The organism is Acinetobacter sp. CY05 (genome assembly GCF_059515805.1).
The window spans coordinates 53,810-70,817 of the sequence record NZ_JCAKMW010000002.1; the positions used below are offsets into that span (position 1 = coordinate 53,810).

Sequence of the window (17,008 nt, forward strand, 5' to 3'; positions counted from 1 at the left end):
TAAGTGCTGCTTAATCATTCAAAACTTAAAAGATGCTTATTGAGGTGGTTTTTCCTCTAAACGAGTTTCAAAAGCGGCTACATTTTTTGCCAAAGCACGCTGCTTTTGTTGTTGCTTAGTCACGTGTAAGGTTCCCTCAATCACCAATAAAATCACTGCCAGCCAAATCGGTACATAGGTCAACCATTCGTCTGCACCAATACGCTCACCGAGCATCATCGAGGCAAATGCCAACAGCACAGGTTCTAAGTAGCTAAGCAAACCAAAAATCACAAAAGGTAAATAACGACTCGCGAGCATATAACTCCCCAAGCCCAAGCAGCTTAAGAAACCAAGACCAATCACCGCCCAAATTAAATGTGGAAAATCCGCAATTACTGCAAAACTATTGCTATGAAAAGCCGCCAAATAAATTGCAACCGGAATCACACAGGCTAAGTCCCACCAAAAACCGCCTAAGTGGTCAGTTTTAAAGACACGGCGTAGAAAGAAATATAAAGGATAAGCCACTGCGACATAAGCGGTTTCCCATGCAATTTGTCCCATACGCCAAATTTCATGCGACACACCCATGACCGCCAACACCACCGCAGCAATTTGCCAAGCACTGAGTTTTTCTTTATACAAAACACAGCCCACTAGCACCATCACTAAAGGCAACAAGAAATAGCCCAAAGATACTTCTAAGCCCCGACCATTAATAGGTCCCCATAAAAACAACCACAATTGTGTGGTACATAAAAAAGAACTTAAGATCAGCCAAAAAATCAGCTGGGGCTGTTTGAGTAGACGTTTAAAGATCTCTGCCACGCGGTTTAGGTCGCCACTCCACCACATAAATAAGGTTAAAAATGGCAAGGTAGATAACATGCGCCATGCGAAGGTTTGTTCACTATCCAGTGGTTTTAAAAATTCAGTGTAAAAATACAAGACCCCAAAGGTAAACGATGCCAATACTGACAACATCACGCCCTTATACATCGTTTATTCTCCCCAAGACCCAAGCCATAGCGCGCTATTATAGTCAAAGCCTAGGTATAAACCGAAGTTTAAGGCCCGAAAAGTGCTTTTATTTATGTTGACTATAAATTAAGTCATCTAAGTTATAACCTAACTGCTCCGCATAATTTAAATAATGCTGGGTAATTTTAGGACTGAGCACAGGTTCACGGGCCAATAGCCATAGATACTGGCGCTTGGGTTCACCAATTAACACCGTTTGATAGTCTTCATCAATTTTGAGTACCCAATAATCACCACGCCATACAGGAATCCAACGCACTGCTTCAGGTAAATAACTGACTTTAAATTTTGAATTAAACGGTGGATTGGCAATAAATCCTTCCGCCACTTGTTGATAGTGACGTCCTTGCCGCGTAAGACAACGTTGTTCAATGGCCATCTGACCATTTTCATTTAAAGTATAAATACTACGTGCAGCCTGATCACAATGCTTTTGTGCTGCAAAGGGTTTACGTGCAATTTCATACCACACCCCCAAATAACGATCGAGCTGCAAGTCAGAAATCGCATGCAAAGGCTGTGCTTTGGCGCTGCTGACCACAAGACATAATATTAAAGCCCACATTAATTGTGCTTGTTGCATAGTTCAATATCCCTATTGCCCAATGCTTCTACCTTAAACAAAAATAACGCCACAAGACTGTGGCGTTATGTAAAGAGTTATTGCAGCATCTGCGCTTTTAAACGCAAGATTTCATCTCTTAAACGTGCGGCCTGTTCAAATTGCAATTCTTTAGAGGCTTTAAGCATGTCTTTTTCTAGTTTCGCCATATGTTTGGCCAAGACTTTTGGATTGGCCAATAGATGCTGCTCGTCGGCATTTAAGGCTTTGGCTTGTGCAGAGATATTTTCTTCAATTTGATCGTCATCTAACACTTCACCGGTATCAATTTCTTTAATCACTTGACGTTTGGCACTACGTGGTGTGATGCCATGCAATTCATTAAACTCAATTTGTTTACGGCGACGACGATCCGTTTCATCGATGGCTTTTTGCATCGAATCGGTGATACGGTCGGCATATAAAATGGCTTTGCCTTTTAAATTACGTGCAGCACGACCAATGGTTTGAATTAAGGAACGTTCCGAACGTAAAAAGCCTTCTTTATCGGCATCTAAAATGGCCACTAAGGATACCTCAGGCATGTCTAAACCTTCACGCAGTAGGTTAATCCCTACCAGAACATCATATACACCCGTACGTAGTTCGTGAATGATCTTCACTCGCTCTACAGTATCAATATCGGAGTGTAAATAAGCGACTTTTACCCCATATTCCTTTAAATAGGAGGTTAAATCTTCTGCCATACGTTTGGTTAAGGTGGTGACCAAGACACGCTCATCAGAATCTTTACGCAAATTAATTTCTGACAGCACATCATCGACTTGAGTCAGTACGGGACGAATCTCAATTTCAGGATCGACCAGTCCTGTTGGGCGCACCACCTGCTCGGCCACTTGCTCAGATTTTTCAAGCTCATATTTGGCTGGTGTGGCACTCACATAAATGGTTTGTGGGGTAATACGCTGCCACTCTTCAAACTTCATGGGTCGGTTGTCTAAAGCACTTGGCAAACGGAAACCATAATTGACTAAGTTTTCTTTACGCGAACGGTCACCTTTATACATGGCGCCAATTTGTGGCACCGTCACATGTGACTCATCAATTATCAGTAAGGCGTCATCAGGTACATAATCAAAGAGCGTAGGCGGTGCTTCACCTGCAGGACGCCCAGATAAATGCCGTGAGTAGTTTTCAATACCATTGGTATAGCCCAGTTGCTGCATCATCTCAAGATCATAACGCGTGCGCTGTTCAATCCGCTGCGCTTCTAATAATTTGTCATGGGCACGGAAGAATTCGAGTCTTTCTTTGAGTTCTTCTTTAATGGTACCGATAGCACGCTCAAGATGGTTACGTGGTGTTACATAATGACTTTTAGGGTAAATGGTGACACGCGGTACTTTTTTTACCATTTTACCCGTGAGTGGATCAAACCAACGGATCGAATCAACTTCATCATCAAACAGTTCAATACGAATGGCATGTTGATCAGATTCGGCGGGGAAAATATCAATAATTTCGCCACGAATACGATAGGTAGCACGTAAGAACTCAAGTTCATTGCGGGTATATTGCATTTCCACTAAACGACGAATAATCTCATCACGATGCACACGGTCGCCTTGCACAATATGCAACAACATACTCATATAGGCTTCAGGATCACCCAAACCATAAATGGCAGAAACGGATGCCACAATAATCGCATCACGGCGTTCTAATAAAGCCCGTGTGGCCGATAAACGCATCTGATCAATATGATCATTAATGGCCGCATCTTTTTCAATAAAGGTATCCGAAGAGGGGACGTAAGCTTCAGGCTGATAATAATCATAATAAGAGACAAAATACTCCACAGCATTATGTGGAAAAAATGCTTTAAATTCACCATACAACTGTGCGGCTAGAGTTTTGTTATGCGCCATAATAATGGTCGGACGCTGGGTTTGCGCAATGACATTGGCCATCGTGTAGGTCTTACCTGAACCCGTTACACCAAGTAGTAACTGATCATGCATGCCTTGTTGCACGCCCTGCACCAGCTTGGCAATGGCCTGTGGCTGATCCCCCGCAGGTTGATAATCGGTAACGAGTTGAAACGGCTGACGTTCATGCATAAGACAAGAAGACTATGATAAAGATAAGCGTGTATTGTATGGGACTCAACTCGAAATACTCAATGTCAACAATGTATCTAAATGACGGGAATCTCAAACGCTACAATATGATTTAAAAAAATATCAACGCCCTGCTATCACTTGAAAAGCCTGAAAAAATTGCTTGAAAAATTTACTTGCAGTTTAATTTAAGGATTATTCAGGTGTTTTCTTACTCAGCTCTTGACCCCCTCCCTATTCAAGGGCAACATAAACTCAAATATGACGCAAAAAGCAGCATTATGACTTACCAATATCACGATGAAAGCATTGTTAAAACATTACCTGAAGATACGGTATTTGTGTTTGGTAGCAACCTCGCTGGCAAACATCATGGCGGTGCCGCCGCGATTGCAGTAGAACATTTTGGTGCACTTTTGGGTGTCGGGCGAGGCTGGTCTGGGCAGAGCTTTGCCATTCCCACCATGAATGAACATTTGCAGCAAATGCCTTTATCACAAATTCAACACTATGTGGATGACTTCAAGATTTACACCAAAAATCATCCTAAACAAAAATATTTTTTAACAGCAGTGGGCTGCGGGATTGCCGGTTATACCGTAGAAGAAATTGCACCGATGTTTAAAGGCATTTCACGTAATGTGATTTTCCCTCTCTCCTTCCGCCCTTTTGTCGAAAAAGCCTTACCCAAACTGAGCCAGCAATTCTTACAAACTATTTTCCGCGATGGAATTATCTTTTCTGAAAATAGCGAGCATGTCATTGAAGTATTGGCCCTCTCTGAAAATGAAAAAAGTTTGGCGCGGATTATTTTAAACACTCAAATGTACCCAACTGACAGTAATGGACGCGATCGTGTTTTTGAAATTGCTGATATTCTGCATAATCTAAACAATAAAGTTTTTGATTTTGACCGTAAAACTGAAGCACCTATGGTATTTGGCGGTGTCATTTTGGCTTTACTCGAACTCTATGGCATCAATGAGCAAGATTTTGCGGATGTTTGGCATGGACGTCGCGAAATTGCACCACCAAAAGCAGCGCACAGAGCAAAATGTTAATCTTCAACGTTTTGCTTTGTAGCCCTAGTCTAGATATCTGTAAAATAAATTTTATATAACAACAATAGCACTGGAACTTTCATGGAACGCTTTGATTCAGTGATTTTTGCGCTTGCACCAGTCCCCATGTGGCTTGAAGATTTTAGCCCAGTACTGGCACGGCTGGATCAATTACGCGCTCAAGGGATTAACGATTTAGCGGCTTACTTGGCACAGCACCCCGATGAAGTCTTGCACTGCGCTCGTGCAGTGAAAATTCTAGACGTTAATCAAAAAACCTTAGATTTATTTGCAGCTCAAGATATTCATCAGCTGCAAAACAATTTAACTCAAATTTTTCGTGAAGATATTGTGCCTTGGCATAGCGCACAGCTGCTGGCCCTCTGGCAACGACAGCTAGAATTTATTGGCGACACGATTCACTATACCTTAGAGGGCCAACGTTTAAATTTACAAGTCCGGGGTTGCGTTTTACCCGAACATCAGCATGACTTCTCAAAAGTTTTTTTTATTACAGAAGATATTAGTGCCTATCAACAGAGTTTAAGTTTAGAAGCAAAAAATCGTGAGCTTGCCGAAACCTTATTTCAAAGCTCGCCAGCAGCCTTATTGCTATACGACCTCACTGCCATTAAACAGTGCCTAGAACAACTCGATTTACAACAGCACACCTTAGCCGAGTGTACAACTCAGATTAGTAGCTGTTTAGATCAGCTTGAATTAATCAAGGCCAATCAGGCTGCTTTAGACCTCATACAGGTGCATCATATTGAACACCTTAAACAAAATTTAAATGTGATTTTTTGGCAGGAGGCATTAAAACAGTTTTTTTGCCAGTCATTATGGGCACTTTGGCAAGGTGCCGAACAACAACAAGGAGAAAGTTATTTTATTCGATTAGATGGCAGTTCATGCCACGTTTATATGCAATTTAATATTTTCCCAAGCCACCCTAAATGGCAACTATTACAAATTGCGCTAACGGATATTAGCGCACAAAAACAGGCGGAACATATTTTGGAACACTTAAGTCAACATGATAGTTTAACAGGCGTGTATAACCGCGGTTATTATACGCAAGAAGTAGAGCGACTTGAGCGCCAACCTCCTCAAGATTTGTCTTGCATTTACTTGGATTTAAACCATTTAAAACCCATTAATGACCAATATGGTCATGCGGTAGGTGACCAATTATTACAACGTGCCGGTCAATTATTACAGCGGTTTATCGCGGGCTATCCGTACCTTGCGGCCCGTTTAGGCGGTGATGAGTTTATTGTATTAATGCCAGAAGTCAACCAAGCGCAGTTGGCTCAACACTTAGCCCAGCTCACGCAACTGTTACAACGCGACCAACAACAATATCAGCATGGTTTAAATGTCTCTTTAGGGGCTGCCACCCTCTACCCCAACGAGAGCATTCACAGCATGCTACAACGCGCTGATCAAAATATGTATTTACACAAAAAACACTACTATCAACAAAATCCGAGTTATGAAAGACGTCAAAATGGCTAAAAAAAAAGCGCTCAATCGAGCGCTTTTTTTAACGTTTGCCCATTGAACGACGTGTACCACGTGGTGGCATCCACGTACGGTCAGCATATTGTTCAGGTTTAGGGCGCACATCATTATGTGCTTTTTCTAATTTGGCTTTTTCTTCCGCAGTTTGTGTCGGAAATGGGAGATTTACCAACGGCTTTTTTACAGCAGTTTGCTTAGTCATGACAACAGCTCATATCAAATTAAGCGTTATTTTAAGGTTTTTTTACTTTTGATGCGAGTGACTTAAACTTTTTCAAAAGAAAAGCTTGATATATCGAATTAAATTTCATTTTTTCTCTTTTTTTTCAGCACAAGCAATATTTTTGGGCTAAGATAGTATGCTTTTTATTTTTTAATCCCTATAAGAAGGAATACTGCCGTGGACGTACGTCTCTCTGATCGTGTAAATAGTATCAAACCGTCCCCTACTCTTGCTGTGACCAATAAAGCAGCAGAATTAAAAGCTGCGGGTAAAAACGTGATTGGTTTGGGCGCTGGCGAACCTGATTTCGACACACCACAACACATCAAAGATGCCGCAATTGCAGCAATCAACAATGGTTTTACAAAATATACAGCTGTTGACGGTACGCCAGGTCTCAAAAAAGCAATTATTGCCAAATTAAAACGTGACAACAACTTAGAATACGCTGCAAACCAAATCTTGGTATCTTGCGGTGGTAAGCAATCTTTCTTTAACTTGGCTTTAGCTTTGTTAAACAAAGGTGACGAAGTGATTATTCCTGCACCGTACTGGGTAAGCTATCCAGATATGGTGATCATCGCTGAAGGTACACCTGTTATTGTTAAATGCGGTGAAGAACAGCGTTTTAAAATCACCCCTGCACAATTAGAAGCGGCAATCACTGACAAAACACGTTTAGTGGTACTCAACAGCCCATCTAACCCAACAGGTATGATCTACACCAAAGAAGAACTAGAAGCCTTAGCTGAGGTTCTGCGTAAATACCCAGAAGTCTTTGTTGCCTCTGATGATATGTACGAACCAATCCGTTGGGATGATGAGTTCTACAACATCGCAACCGTTGCACCTGACCTTTACGACCGCGTTATCGTGTTAAACGGTGTATCTAAAGCTTATGCAATGACTGGCTGGCGTATTGGCTATGCAGCGGGCCCTGCAAAACTTATCGGTGCGATGAAGAAAATTCAATCTCAATCAACTTCAAACCCAACTTCAATTTCGCAAGTTGCTGCTGAAGCTGCATTAAATGGCCCTCAAGACGTGCTTGAGCCAATGATTGAAGCATTCAAACGTCGTCACGACTTAGTGGTTAACGGTTTAAATGCCATCAATGGTATTTCTTGCCTACCTGCTGACGGTGCATTCTATGCATACGCAAACATCCGTCCGTTAATTCGTGCTAAAGGTTTAAAATCTTGCACAGAATTCTCTGAATGGTTATTAGAAGAAACTGGCGTTGCTGTGGTACCTGGCGATGCATTTGGTTTAGGCGGTTTCATGCGTATCTCTTATGCAACAGCTGACGAAGTATTAGTTGATGCGCTTGCACGTATCAAAAAAGCAGCTGATTCAATCGAAGGCGTAGACGCTGCGATTGCTTCAATTGCTGCTGAAAAATAATTTAAATATAAAAAACCCGCGCCAGTCGCGGGTTTTTTATATTTTGGCTAGCTTCAATTGATTTCATTTAGATTAACTGCTTATTTTTTAACTGAGTTTTTAAAAAATAAATACTTAAATTTACCAAGCCTACATATTTTGCAACGTAATTTCGCTGTTCAGCTCAGCCACATCAGCCTAAGATAGCCCCATCTTTCCCATAACGAGCCTTTTATGCGTTATCAGGTTATTGATGTTTATCACAAACATAATCTTAAACACTATATTGCCAAGTGTTTAAAACCGCATTCCCCGCAATTTATTATTGTGCAAAGTCCAAGGATCTTATGCCTCGACTTAGATATCTTAGATGTCAGTGACGATAATCAACATGCCTCGTCTGCGATGGGTGAACACATTGGCATGAAAGTATTAAGTCATTTTGATAGCTTTGACAAAACTTATATGTCACGCCATTAACACTTGACCAAAGCTGCTTATTTTCATTAAGTTAAAAGCATAATAAAAATCATGAGTATAAAAATGAATATCAAGCAAATGACAGGCCTTGAGATGCTGACCGCGATGTGTCTGGGAAAACTACCTCGTGCCAGCATCAGTCAAACCATTCCCATGCAATTGTTTGCAGTCACAGAGGGTGTGGTGCGCTTTAAGGTCAAAGCAGATGAACGGCATTTAAACCCTTTGGGCGGAGTACATGGTGGCTTTGCCGCAACTGTACTTGATTCAGCCACAGGATGCGCCATCCATACCATGTTAGATGCAGGCGTGGGTTATGGTACCATTGACCTGAATGTCAAAATGTGTCGCCCTATTCCAAAAAATACCGAACTCCTTGCCACAGGCACAGTGCTAAATATGAGCAAAAACCTAGGTATTTCGGAAGCAAAAATCGTCGACCAAGATGGTAAAATTTATGCTTATGCCACAGCAACTTGTATGCTAATTCACCCTTAAGCCAAATTGGCTAAAAAATCCTGAATGGTTTTCAGGACATAATCGGGTTGTTCTTTATGCGGCACATGATGACAACCCGCCACAATTTTAACTGTGGCTTGTTCACCCATATTGAGAGCTAAACGCTGTGGATGTGCATTTGAGCCATATTCATCATGCTCACCATGCAAAATTAAGCTCGGTGCTTGAACCTTTTGAGCGTGTTCATCTAAATGCCAATCACTAAAGCCTGCACTTAACCATGTATTGACCCATGCATCTAATACCCACTGTGCTTTATCAGCATGATATTTGGCTAAACGCGCCAATTGCTCAGGGTCTTGAAAAATCTTTGCAGCAGCTTGAATGCCTTGCTTGGTTTGATCTTCATTAAAAGCTTGGGCAGCTTCGGTGATTAAAGCCACGCATTGGCTTGGATAAGCTGCAGCACAAGCGACCACCATCCCTCCACCCACACTATGACCAAGTACCACAAACTCTTGAAGATTAAAGGCCTTTAAAACAGCACTAAAATCTTGTGTTGCTTCAGCCACCACAAAGTCTAATGCTAAGGACTTGGGATGCGCACTCGATTGACCAAACCCCAAACGATCATAAGCAATCACGCTACGCTGGGTGACTTGTGCAAGTTGGGCTGGAAAATCCCGCCAAAGTGCCACACAGCCCAGTGAATCATGCAGTAAAATAATTGGGGCTTTTAAGCTGCCTTCAACTTGCCAACATTTGCTATACAGTTGGCCATGTTGAGTTTGAATATATTGTTCATGACTGATGGGCGTCATCGTTGCTTGGCTCTTGTTATTCTTGAGCAAACACCATAATCGAGCAGTTCTCGCTTGTAAAGCGTGCAGAAACCATGCGTCACGCCGCTTGCGGTGCGCTTAAACTCTTATAGATACTGTAATACTGAACTGCACTTTCGACTTCTACTTTAACGGCTTGATTTTGGCTGACTGACCACGCCCAAGCTTCATATTTTCCGTTTAAAATATTGCCATGAATATCATATAAATATAAATCTTGCTGCTGGGACAAATGGCGTTTTAATACAGGATCGGCATCAAAAATTTGTGCAGCAGGCTGAATCACCCACTTATTACCCAACCACAACTGTAACAATTCACCTAAACACAATTCAGCACGATTAAATGGCCATAGGTCGAGACTGGCCTGTTGCACAGGAGTAGCATATTGGGCTGGAGTATTTAAAATATTGAGATATTCGGCTTGATAAAAAGCAAATTGAGAGAAAATTTCTGAAATGGTAAGCGTCTGCATGCGCTGTCTCCGATTTAGCCATTTTAGTGCTGGCAAGTTGGTTTAAATCCACACTGTTTAGGTTAAACCTAAACGCTGTTGTTATTTTTAGACTAACAAGCAGCTTCACTTTTGACAAGTAGTCATACCCAAAAAATATGATATTTTTCAATATTGTTTAAATACTATACATTCACATGATTTTTCGTAGATTTATCTTGACCACTTGAAAAATCTCTCTATAATCGCACTCAGATTCTCCAATAGCTCAGTCGGTAGAGCGACGGACTGTTAATCCGCAGGTCCCTGGTTCGAGCCCAGGTTGGAGAGCCAAATATTAAAAAGCCCAAGCATTTAAGACTTGGGCTTTTTTTATGCCTAATCTTTTAAACAATCTGCTTCATGCAAAGGCAAGGCAACTTTTTCACCCTGCTCAATTTTATAATGTTCAATAGCAATATGACGTTGCTGCTGTTGATCATATTGACACATACTGCCAATACTGCCCTCATTATAATTGCCCCAGTACATCGAACAATAATTCAATAGTAACAATACGATGATTGCCAAAGCTGTGAGGAATAATATTTTGCTCAACCAAAGCAGATATGCCAATTCCTATCTCCAAAGCATAAAAAACCTGCCACAGCAGGTTTAGATTTTACTCAGTCACATTAAATGCCAAAGTATATTTATAACGCTTAAGCTGATCACCTTTTTGAGTCAAAGCTTGTTGATAATCAATGGTGAGTAAATATTGCCCTGTCTGCTCTACATTAAAATGTAGCTCACCTTTGGCATTCGATTTGAGTGTTTTTAACACTTTTTGCTCACGGCTAAAATCTGTGGTTTGCGCCAAGATTTTCGCTTCTACATTGGCCACGCCTTTTTTATTGTCTAAGACATTAAATTGCACCGCTTGGCCAGCTTTAATCGCATTTGGATGGCTGATAAACTGCACATCAAAACCATCATGAATATGATGAATCACATGGTTGGACTTTGCTCGACGCGATACAAAAGTTTCAATGATTTCAAATGTTTGAACAGTTTTTACTTGAGTGTTTTTCTTTAAATGTTCTGCATAAAACACTTTATCATTGGCTTTAGCAGGATCAAACTTGGCAGCAATAAGTGGCTTCCATGTTTTGCCATCTAAAGCAAAACGGCTAGTCGAACCTTGCTTTTCAGCGCGAATACGGTAAGTACCATCGATTTTATTTTCAAGACTAAAACTCGTCACAGTTTGGGTTTGGCTTAAGGCGTCATCTTGTAAGTAAATCTTTTTACCTTCTGGAGTATGGTAATGAAATTTAAAGTTTTTAATCGCCACTTCTGAAGCAAATGGATTGTCATAAAAGCCTGCAAGAACTGCCGTGTGATTATTAAAAGTTTGATAGCTTAATGGGGCTACAAAAGGATAATGCGCATGGCTATAAGTAGCGGCTAGTGTCGCCATAATAGCTAAAGAACGTGTGAAAATTTTCATAAAGTTTAAACTAAAATATCATTTAAACATTATGCTACGTGGCTTGCTTTAATTTTGCAAATAATTATTATTCTCAAATCTATACATTAAAAAATCCCCCACACGGAGGGATTTTGTATTAGGCTGCTTGTACTGGCACACCACTATGGAAACGGAAGGTATCATCTGGCGTTAATATCAGATTTTTTTCCACTTCACGGATATGATCAATACGATCTTGAATGGTTTCTTGCGGATTCTTGAGCTTGTAATTTTTGGCCACATCCACCGCAAGAGTCAAATAGTCTTCATAATGACGTGATTCAGATTTAAGTAGGTAACGGTAGTAACGCCCTAACTCTTCATCGACATGCGGTGCGAGCGCATAAAAACGCTCACAAGAACGCGCTTCTACAAAAGCACCAATGACTAAAATATCAATTAAGGCTTCAGGCTCATAGGTACGTACTTCTTTACGTAAGCCACCCGCATAACGTCCTGCGCTTAAAGAAATCCATGCTTGACCGCGCTTTTTCATCAGTTCCAGAACTTGCTCATAATGCAACATTTCTTCACGTACTAGCTGCGCTAAACGTACTTGTAAGTCCGAGAAGAAGTTATAACGGAACATGAGGTTCATAGCGGTGCTCGCGGCTTTTTTCTCACAGTTGGCGTGATCTTGCATTAAAATATCAAGATTATTCACTGCTTCATCAAGCCATGCTTTTGGGGTTTCACAGCCTAAGAAGCCAATGACTGGCTTCATTAGATCATCATAATCAATGTTTGACATAACAACTCTTAACGTGCCGCTTTAATCGCAGCTTTCATTTGCTGTACAGCTTGTGGTAGACCAATAAACACGGCATCCGCAATAATAGAATGACCAATATTTAATTCGTGGATTTGTGGAATAGCTGCAATTGGCGTCACATTGTCTAGGTTTAAACCATGACCAGCATTGACCACTAAACCTTTGGCTGCTGCGTATTCTGCGCCTTTAATAATGCGCTCAAGCTCAGCTTGTTGTGCCTCACCAGTTTCTGCATCAGCATAGGCACCTGTATGGATTTCAATGGTTTGTGCACCACAAGCCACTGCTGCATCAATTTGCGCGAAATCTGCATCAATAAATAACGACACATCACAGCCCAAAGCCACCAATTCTTGCGTGGCTTTTTTCACATCTTCAAAATGACCAACAACATCTAAACCACCTTCAGTGGTGACTTCTTGACGTTTTTCTGGCACAAAACACACATGCTGCGGTAAGATTTCTTTGGCAAAGGCAACCATTTCATCAGTCACTGCCATTTCAAGGTTCATATGCGTTTTGAGCAATGGACGCATACGACGTACATCATCATCTTGAATATGACGACGATCTTCACGTAAATGTAAGGTAATCCCTTCTGCGCCTGCTTGTTCACACATCAATGCAGCATTGACTGGATCTGGATAAGTCGTGCCACGCGCTTGGCGTAATGTTGCGACATGGTCAATGTTAACACCCAATAATGCAGCCATAATCTGTTCCTATTTATCCTGCGTTTGCGTATTTTGAATCCATAATTGACGACTCTTTAATGGACGGTCGCCAAGTAAGGCACTCAAGATTTGCCGATATAATTTCGACACCAATTGTAACTGCTGTGGACTAAAATCCCTACCTTTTTCATAAACACACAGGCTGAGTAAGTCCCGCCCTAAAAAACTATTTTGTGCTGAATGCGTCACCAAAAAACCATCACCCAGCTGAAAAATATAATAGTGTTCTGGCATAAGCGCCTGACCGTTGCTATCGACATTAAAATCGATGGCATAGCCGAGTTCTTCTAATAAAATATGCTCAAATTGGCGTAAGATTTGTTTTAAATAGTGCTTGGCATCGCTTTGACTAGCCAAATTTTGCAAGGCATTTAAGGTGATCCCATACTGAATAAACGTATTGGGCATTGGCTCTTCGAGTGGACAAAGTCTTAAAATCAGTTCGTTTAAATAAAAGCCAGCAAAGAAAGCATCACCAAAGAAAAAAATTGGCTGATGAATAATTTCGAGTTTAGAAAAATTTTTAAGTTCGGATTTTCCTGAGGCTTGTAAGCTAATAGGCTGATATTGTGGTGGTGGAGTTTGTCTAAGTACCCCATCGACACGGCCGTATTCTTGGGTAAATAAATGCACAATATGACTGCGTTCACGGTATTTACGGTGATGAATTAAATAACCATGCAATACTTGATTGCGCATGACCGTTTAGTCTCGCTGCTTATTTTTTTTATCGTCTTCGTCGTCATCCCCATCTGGGATAACAGCACCCACCACGGCCGCTGTGCCTTTGACAACGCCCTTGGTGGTTTTGTAGGCCACTTTCACGGGCACAGTGACCACTTTATGAATACAGCCTTGTAATAATCCCACAGACAATACAATTGCAATTATTCTTAACATCACTCTGCCTCGTTTAAGGTTTAGATATCGCTATAGCCCAAGCTCTTTAAAGCACGTTCGTCATCTGACCAACCGCCTTTGACTTTCACCCAAAGCGTTAGCATGATTTTTTGTTCGAACATTTTTTCCATGTCGACACGTGCATCCATACCAATCTTTTTCAGCTTCGAACCTTTTTCACCAATCACGATGGCTTTTTGCCCCGGACGGTCAACAAAGATGGTGGCATCAATATAGGTACACGGTGCTTTCATACGACCCGTTTTTTCATTTAAAGCTGCTTCTTCAGTTTTAAATGATTCGATCTGTACGGTTAAATCGTATGGCAGTTCTTCACCCAATTGACGCATGATCTTTTCACGAATAATTTCAGAGGCTAAGAAACGTTCTGAACGATCGGTTAATTGATCTAATGAGTAAAGGGGTGGCTGGAACGGTAAGTATTTGGCGATCGTGTCACGTAAGTGATCAAGATTAGCACCACGTAATGCCGATACCGGTACGATTTCTGCAAAATTCATGAGTTTTGCGCGTTCTTGGATCAGCGGTAAAGCATGGTTTTTGTTTTCTAGTGTATCAATTTTATTGATCACTAAAATCACAGGCATATCTGCATTTTTAAGTTTTTCCAAAACGAGCTCGTCATTTTGTGTCCACTTATCTGCATCTAAAACAAACAACACCACATTGACGTCACGCAGCGCAGAATGTGCGGCACGGTTCATCATTTTATTGATGGCACGGACTTCTTTTTTGTGCATACCTGGGGTATCCACAAACACCGCTTGCGATTTTTCGCGTGAATCAATCCCCACAATTTTATGACGTGTGGTTTGCGGTTTACGTGAAGTAATAGAGAGCTTTTGACCCAAAATATGGTTCATCAGCGTCGATTTACCTACGTTTGGACGACCCACAATGGCAACAAAGCCACTGCGGTAGTCTGACGGAATATCGGTACCTTGCTCGCTAAAAAATTGACTAATTAAGTCGTTCGAGCTGTCTTGCGACTCGTGATCAGCATCAATGTGATCGGAAGAATGTGTCATGGCAGATTACTGCTCCAATAATTTTAAAATATCCGCCGCTACTGCTTGCTCAGCAAAGCGACGACTTGCGCCCTCACCCATCATGAGGCCAAGACCCTGAACCTGACATTGCACTTTAAAATGCTGGTTTGGGGCATCGCCTTGAATATCCACCACTTCGTATACAGGGAGAGGTTTTTTACGGGCTTGTAGATATTCTTGTAAACGTGATTTTGGATCTTTGAGTTGATCAGTTGGCTCAATGTGATCTAAATACGGTTCATACCATTTTAGCACAATTGGACGTAGTACATTCAGGTCGTTACAATCAATGTAAATTGCGCCAATAATTGCTTCAACAGTATCGGCTAAAATGGATTCACGGTGATGACCACCCGATTTTAACTCACCCGTGCTTAAAATTAACTGTTGGCTTAGCTTTAAATCGTTAGCGATTTTACCCAAAGCTTCTTGGCGTACCAAGGTCGCACGCATACGGGTTAAACGACCTTCATTTTCAGTCGGATAAGCATGATACAAATAATTGGCAATGATCATGCCTAACAACGCATCACCTAAAAACTCTAGGCGTTCATAGTTGTATTTATGACTAACCGATCGGTGCGTCAGCGCCAGTTGCAGCAATTCAGGCTGTTTAAACTGATAACCGATACGACTTGCGAAGCGCATATCACTAATTTTTGACTGAGCTTTGATCAAAACTTTTCTCGAACTTTAATACCAAATCAACATTCAGTAAGAATGGTTTTCTTACTTCATAATTGGTTTTTACTTTTAAACCATCAGCATTCATTACACGAAGAATGTCGTCTGTTTGCACATCACGAACATTGTTCATGTCTAAACGTTGTTCCAACTGCGATTTAAATTGAGCAGGACTGGTGCGTGGATTAGACGTAGCTAAGACTTGCTCAATTTGTGAGTTAATTACGTGGTTGTCCCAATATGGACTCCACACCGCCACCAACACTTTTACAATAAACGCAAAAGCAATAATGACCAATAAAACTGCAATATAAGAGGTGCCCTGTTGTGCGCGACGCATGTTTTTATCCTAAAGTATTAATCAATACTCCCGTTACGACTAAATGACGGCAGCTTGAAACCTGGTTCTTTATGCATCCAAATATAAAATGCGCGACCAGTTAAATTTTCTTCTGGTACAAAGCCCCAAAAACGACTGTCAGCACTTTGATCGCGGTTGTCCCCCATCGCGAAGTAATGACCTTCGGGTACTTTGACTTCCCAATATAAACCTTGCATGTCCACATACTTACCATTTTCAACATAGTTGATAAAGGGTGCTTGACGTGCCACGTTTACGCCTTCAAGTTCACGCATAGTAAAGGTATGCGTGCCTAAAGTTTCTTGATGATAAATCGAATTTGGTGTGTCTTGAATATCTTTTTCACGGCTAAACTCAAATGGCACTTTTGCCACTTTTTCACCGTTAATGCTTAGTTGCCCATGATCATAAACAATATGATCACCTGGTAAACCCACAATACGTTTGATATAGCTAATACTTGGTTGGGGTGGATAACGGAACACCGCAACATCGCCACGCTCAGGTTCGCCCGTATCAATAATTTTTTGATTGATAATCGGCAAACGTACGCCATATTCAAATTTATTGACCAAAATAAAATCACCTGTTTCTAAGGTAGGTACCATAGAATCGGATGGAATATTAAACGGCTCGTATAAAAATGAGCGCAGTACCAGCACTACCGCCAGTACTGGCCAAAAGTCATATGCCCAGGTAATGATAAAATTTTCATTGCCTCGACCTTTAAGCTCGCGCTGTTTAAAGACAAACTTGTCGAGCAACCACACCACAATAAACAGTAATGTGACTGGAACGAGGATTAAATTAAAATCAAAATCCATGGGCAATACGACTCCTTTATGT

At 41.2% G+C, this 17,008-nt stretch carries 21 protein-coding genes and 1 tRNA gene; 6 read left to right on the forward strand and 16 right to left on the reverse strand.

What is annotated here, in order from left to right; translation table 11 throughout:
- Positions 1-36 precede the first annotated feature (36 nt).
- From rarD to uvrB, 3 genes are all read right to left on the reverse strand, one after another.
- A complete protein-coding gene (rarD, locus tag AC5YCD_RS02650) occupies positions 37-981 on the reverse strand; it encodes an EamA family transporter RarD (RefSeq protein WP_496128576.1) in 945 nt (314 codons plus the stop codon).
- An 88-nt stretch (positions 982-1,069) separates the two neighbouring features.
- Complete coding sequence (locus AC5YCD_RS02655) at positions 1,070-1,606, reverse strand: lipocalin family protein (RefSeq protein ID WP_496128577.1); 537 nt, start codon at positions 1,604-1,606, stop codon at positions 1,070-1,072.
- 77 nt (positions 1,607-1,683) lie between these two features.
- Complete coding sequence (gene uvrB / locus AC5YCD_RS02660; RefSeq protein ID WP_496128578.1) at positions 1,684-3,705, reverse strand: excinuclease ABC subunit UvrB; 2,022 nt, start codon at positions 3,703-3,705, stop codon at positions 1,684-1,686.
- A 281-nt stretch (positions 3,706-3,986) separates the two neighbouring features.
- Here uvrB and AC5YCD_RS02665 point away from each other — a divergent pair, with 281 nt between their 5' ends.
- Together AC5YCD_RS02665 and AC5YCD_RS02670 are read left to right on the forward strand one after the other, a co-directional pair.
- On the forward strand, positions 3,987-4,766 hold the full coding sequence (locus tag AC5YCD_RS02665; RefSeq protein WP_496128775.1) for an A1S_2505 family phage non-structural protein: 780 nt from the start codon (positions 3,987-3,989) through the stop codon (positions 4,764-4,766).
- Positions 4,767-4,847: 81 nt separating this feature from the next.
- Positions 4,848-6,284: a sensor domain-containing diguanylate cyclase gene (locus AC5YCD_RS02670; protein WP_496128579.1), complete on the forward strand. Its 1,437-nt coding sequence runs from the start codon at positions 4,848-4,850 to the stop codon at positions 6,282-6,284.
- A 28-nt stretch (positions 6,285-6,312) separates the two neighbouring features.
- On the opposite strand, the gene AC5YCD_RS02675 is transcribed toward AC5YCD_RS02670, so the two are convergent.
- Complete coding sequence (locus AC5YCD_RS02675; RefSeq protein ID WP_496128580.1) at positions 6,313-6,492, reverse strand: hypothetical protein; 180 nt, start codon at positions 6,490-6,492, stop codon at positions 6,313-6,315.
- A 198-nt stretch (positions 6,493-6,690) separates the two neighbouring features.
- Here AC5YCD_RS02675 and AC5YCD_RS02680 point away from each other — a divergent pair, with 198 nt between their 5' ends.
- The 3 genes from AC5YCD_RS02680 to AC5YCD_RS02690 all read left to right on the forward strand — a co-directional run bounded on the left by AC5YCD_RS02680 (position 6,691) and on the right by AC5YCD_RS02690 (position 8,874).
- On the forward strand, positions 6,691-7,917 hold the full coding sequence (locus AC5YCD_RS02680; RefSeq protein WP_496128581.1) for a pyridoxal phosphate-dependent aminotransferase: 1,227 nt from the start codon (positions 6,691-6,693) through the stop codon (positions 7,915-7,917).
- A 213-nt stretch (positions 7,918-8,130) separates the two neighbouring features.
- Entirely contained in the window at positions 8,131-8,376 is a 246-nt protein-coding gene (locus AC5YCD_RS02685; protein WP_496128582.1) for a hypothetical protein, read from the forward strand.
- Between the two features lie 63 nt (positions 8,377-8,439).
- On the forward strand, positions 8,440-8,874 hold the full coding sequence (locus tag AC5YCD_RS02690; RefSeq protein ID WP_496128583.1) for a PaaI family thioesterase: 435 nt from the start codon (positions 8,440-8,442) through the stop codon (positions 8,872-8,874).
- Here the strand turns inward: AC5YCD_RS02690 and AC5YCD_RS02695 are convergent.
- A complete protein-coding gene (locus tag AC5YCD_RS02695) occupies positions 8,871-9,656 on the reverse strand; it encodes an alpha/beta fold hydrolase (protein WP_496128584.1) in 786 nt (261 codons plus the stop codon). The two genes, AC5YCD_RS02690 and AC5YCD_RS02695, sit on opposite strands and share 4 nt — an antisense overlap.
- A gap of 79 nt (positions 9,657-9,735) precedes the next feature.
- Positions 9,736-10,152 (reverse strand): hypothetical protein, encoded by a 417-nt coding sequence (locus AC5YCD_RS02700; protein ID WP_496128585.1) that lies wholly within the window; start codon positions 10,150-10,152, stop codon positions 9,736-9,738.
- A 236-nt stretch (positions 10,153-10,388) separates the two neighbouring features.
- Here AC5YCD_RS02700 and AC5YCD_RS02705 point away from each other — a divergent pair.
- Positions 10,389-10,464: transfer RNA gene (locus tag AC5YCD_RS02705), tRNA-Asn, on the forward strand.
- 45 nt (positions 10,465-10,509) lie between these two features.
- Here AC5YCD_RS02705 and AC5YCD_RS02710 read toward each other — a convergent pair.
- From AC5YCD_RS02710 to lepB, 10 genes are all read right to left on the reverse strand, one after another.
- The gene (locus AC5YCD_RS02710; protein WP_496128586.1) at positions 10,510-10,728 is read right to left on the reverse strand and encodes a hypothetical protein; all 219 of its coding nucleotides are present in this window, start codon (positions 10,726-10,728) and stop codon (positions 10,510-10,512) included.
- 64 nt (positions 10,729-10,792) lie between these two features.
- Positions 10,793-11,620: a DUF4198 domain-containing protein gene (locus AC5YCD_RS02715; RefSeq protein WP_496128587.1), complete on the reverse strand. Its 828-nt coding sequence runs from the start codon at positions 11,618-11,620 to the stop codon at positions 10,793-10,795.
- A 118-nt stretch (positions 11,621-11,738) separates the two neighbouring features.
- The gene (locus AC5YCD_RS02720; RefSeq protein ID WP_496128588.1) at positions 11,739-12,392 is read right to left on the reverse strand and encodes a MiaE family protein; all 654 of its coding nucleotides are present in this window, start codon (positions 12,390-12,392) and stop codon (positions 11,739-11,741) included.
- A gap of 8 nt (positions 12,393-12,400) precedes the next feature.
- Entirely contained in the window at positions 12,401-13,126 is a 726-nt protein-coding gene (gene pdxJ / locus AC5YCD_RS02725) for a pyridoxine 5'-phosphate synthase (protein WP_496128589.1), read from the reverse strand.
- Positions 13,127-13,135: 9 nt separating this feature from the next.
- Positions 13,136-13,846, reverse strand: a complete 711-nt coding sequence (recO, locus tag AC5YCD_RS02730) for a DNA repair protein RecO (protein WP_496128590.1) — start codon at positions 13,844-13,846, stop codon at positions 13,136-13,138.
- A gap of 6 nt (positions 13,847-13,852) precedes the next feature.
- Positions 13,853-14,047, reverse strand: a complete 195-nt coding sequence (locus tag AC5YCD_RS02735) for an NF038104 family lipoprotein (protein WP_496128591.1) — start codon at positions 14,045-14,047, stop codon at positions 13,853-13,855.
- Positions 14,048-14,067: 20 nt separating this feature from the next.
- The gene (gene era, locus AC5YCD_RS02740) at positions 14,068-15,096 is read right to left on the reverse strand and encodes a GTPase Era (RefSeq protein ID WP_496128592.1); all 1,029 of its coding nucleotides are present in this window, start codon (positions 15,094-15,096) and stop codon (positions 14,068-14,070) included.
- Positions 15,097-15,102: 6 nt separating this feature from the next.
- On the reverse strand, positions 15,103-15,795 hold the full coding sequence (gene rnc, locus AC5YCD_RS02745) for a ribonuclease III (RefSeq protein WP_496128593.1): 693 nt from the start codon (positions 15,793-15,795) through the stop codon (positions 15,103-15,105).
- Positions 15,770-16,141 (reverse strand): DUF4845 domain-containing protein, encoded by a 372-nt coding sequence (locus AC5YCD_RS02750; protein WP_496128594.1) that lies wholly within the window; start codon positions 16,139-16,141, stop codon positions 15,770-15,772. Before AC5YCD_RS02750 ends, rnc begins: the two co-directional genes overlap by 26 nt.
- Before the next feature lie 17 nt (positions 16,142-16,158).
- A complete protein-coding gene (gene lepB / locus AC5YCD_RS02755; protein ID WP_496128595.1) occupies positions 16,159-16,986 on the reverse strand; it encodes a signal peptidase I in 828 nt (275 codons plus the stop codon).
- Between the last annotated feature and the right edge of the window lie 22 nt (positions 16,987-17,008).

Coding starts and splice junctions, on each gene's coding strand:
- AC5YCD_RS02750 (WP_496128594.1), bottom strand. CDS start 16,141: ATGCGTCGCGCACAACAGGGCACCTCTTATATTGCAGTTTTATTGGTC.
- uvrB (WP_496128578.1), bottom strand. CDS start 3,705: ATGCATGAACGTCAGCCGTTTCAACTCGTTACCGATTATCAACCTGCG.
- AC5YCD_RS02670 (WP_496128579.1), top strand. CDS start 4,848: ATGGAACGCTTTGATTCAGTGATTTTTGCGCTTGCACCAGTCCCCATG.
- AC5YCD_RS02735 (WP_496128591.1), bottom strand. CDS start 14,047: ATGTTAAGAATAATTGCAATTGTATTGTCTGTGGGATTATTACAAGGC.
- AC5YCD_RS02700 (WP_496128585.1), bottom strand. CDS start 10,152: ATGCAGACGCTTACCATTTCAGAAATTTTCTCTCAATTTGCTTTTTAT.
- pdxJ (WP_496128589.1), bottom strand. CDS start 13,126: ATGGCTGCATTATTGGGTGTTAACATTGACCATGTCGCAACATTACGC.
- lepB (WP_496128595.1), bottom strand. CDS start 16,986: ATGGATTTTGATTTTAATTTAATCCTCGTTCCAGTCACATTACTGTTT.
- AC5YCD_RS02695 (WP_496128584.1), bottom strand. CDS start 9,656: ATGACGCCCATCAGTCATGAACAATATATTCAAACTCAACATGGCCAA.
- era (WP_496128592.1), bottom strand. CDS start 15,096: ATGACACATTCTTCCGATCACATTGATGCTGATCACGAGTCGCAAGAC.
- AC5YCD_RS02675 (WP_496128580.1), bottom strand. CDS start 6,492: ATGACTAAGCAAACTGCTGTAAAAAAGCCGTTGGTAAATCTCCCATTT.
- AC5YCD_RS02720 (WP_496128588.1), bottom strand. CDS start 12,392: ATGTCAAACATTGATTATGATGATCTAATGAAGCCAGTCATTGGCTTC.
- AC5YCD_RS02655 (WP_496128577.1), bottom strand. CDS start 1,606: ATGCAACAAGCACAATTAATGTGGGCTTTAATATTATGTCTTGTGGTC.
- AC5YCD_RS02685 (WP_496128582.1), top strand. CDS start 8,131: ATGCGTTATCAGGTTATTGATGTTTATCACAAACATAATCTTAAACAC.
- AC5YCD_RS02715 (WP_496128587.1), bottom strand. CDS start 11,620: ATGAAAATTTTCACACGTTCTTTAGCTATTATGGCGACACTAGCCGCT.
- rarD (WP_496128576.1), bottom strand. CDS start 981: ATGTATAAGGGCGTGATGTTGTCAGTATTGGCATCGTTTACCTTTGGG.
- AC5YCD_RS02690 (WP_496128583.1), top strand. CDS start 8,440: ATGAATATCAAGCAAATGACAGGCCTTGAGATGCTGACCGCGATGTGT.
- AC5YCD_RS02665 (WP_496128775.1), top strand. CDS start 3,987: ATGACTTACCAATATCACGATGAAAGCATTGTTAAAACATTACCTGAA.
- recO (WP_496128590.1), bottom strand. CDS start 13,846: ATGCGCAATCAAGTATTGCATGGTTATTTAATTCATCACCGTAAATAC.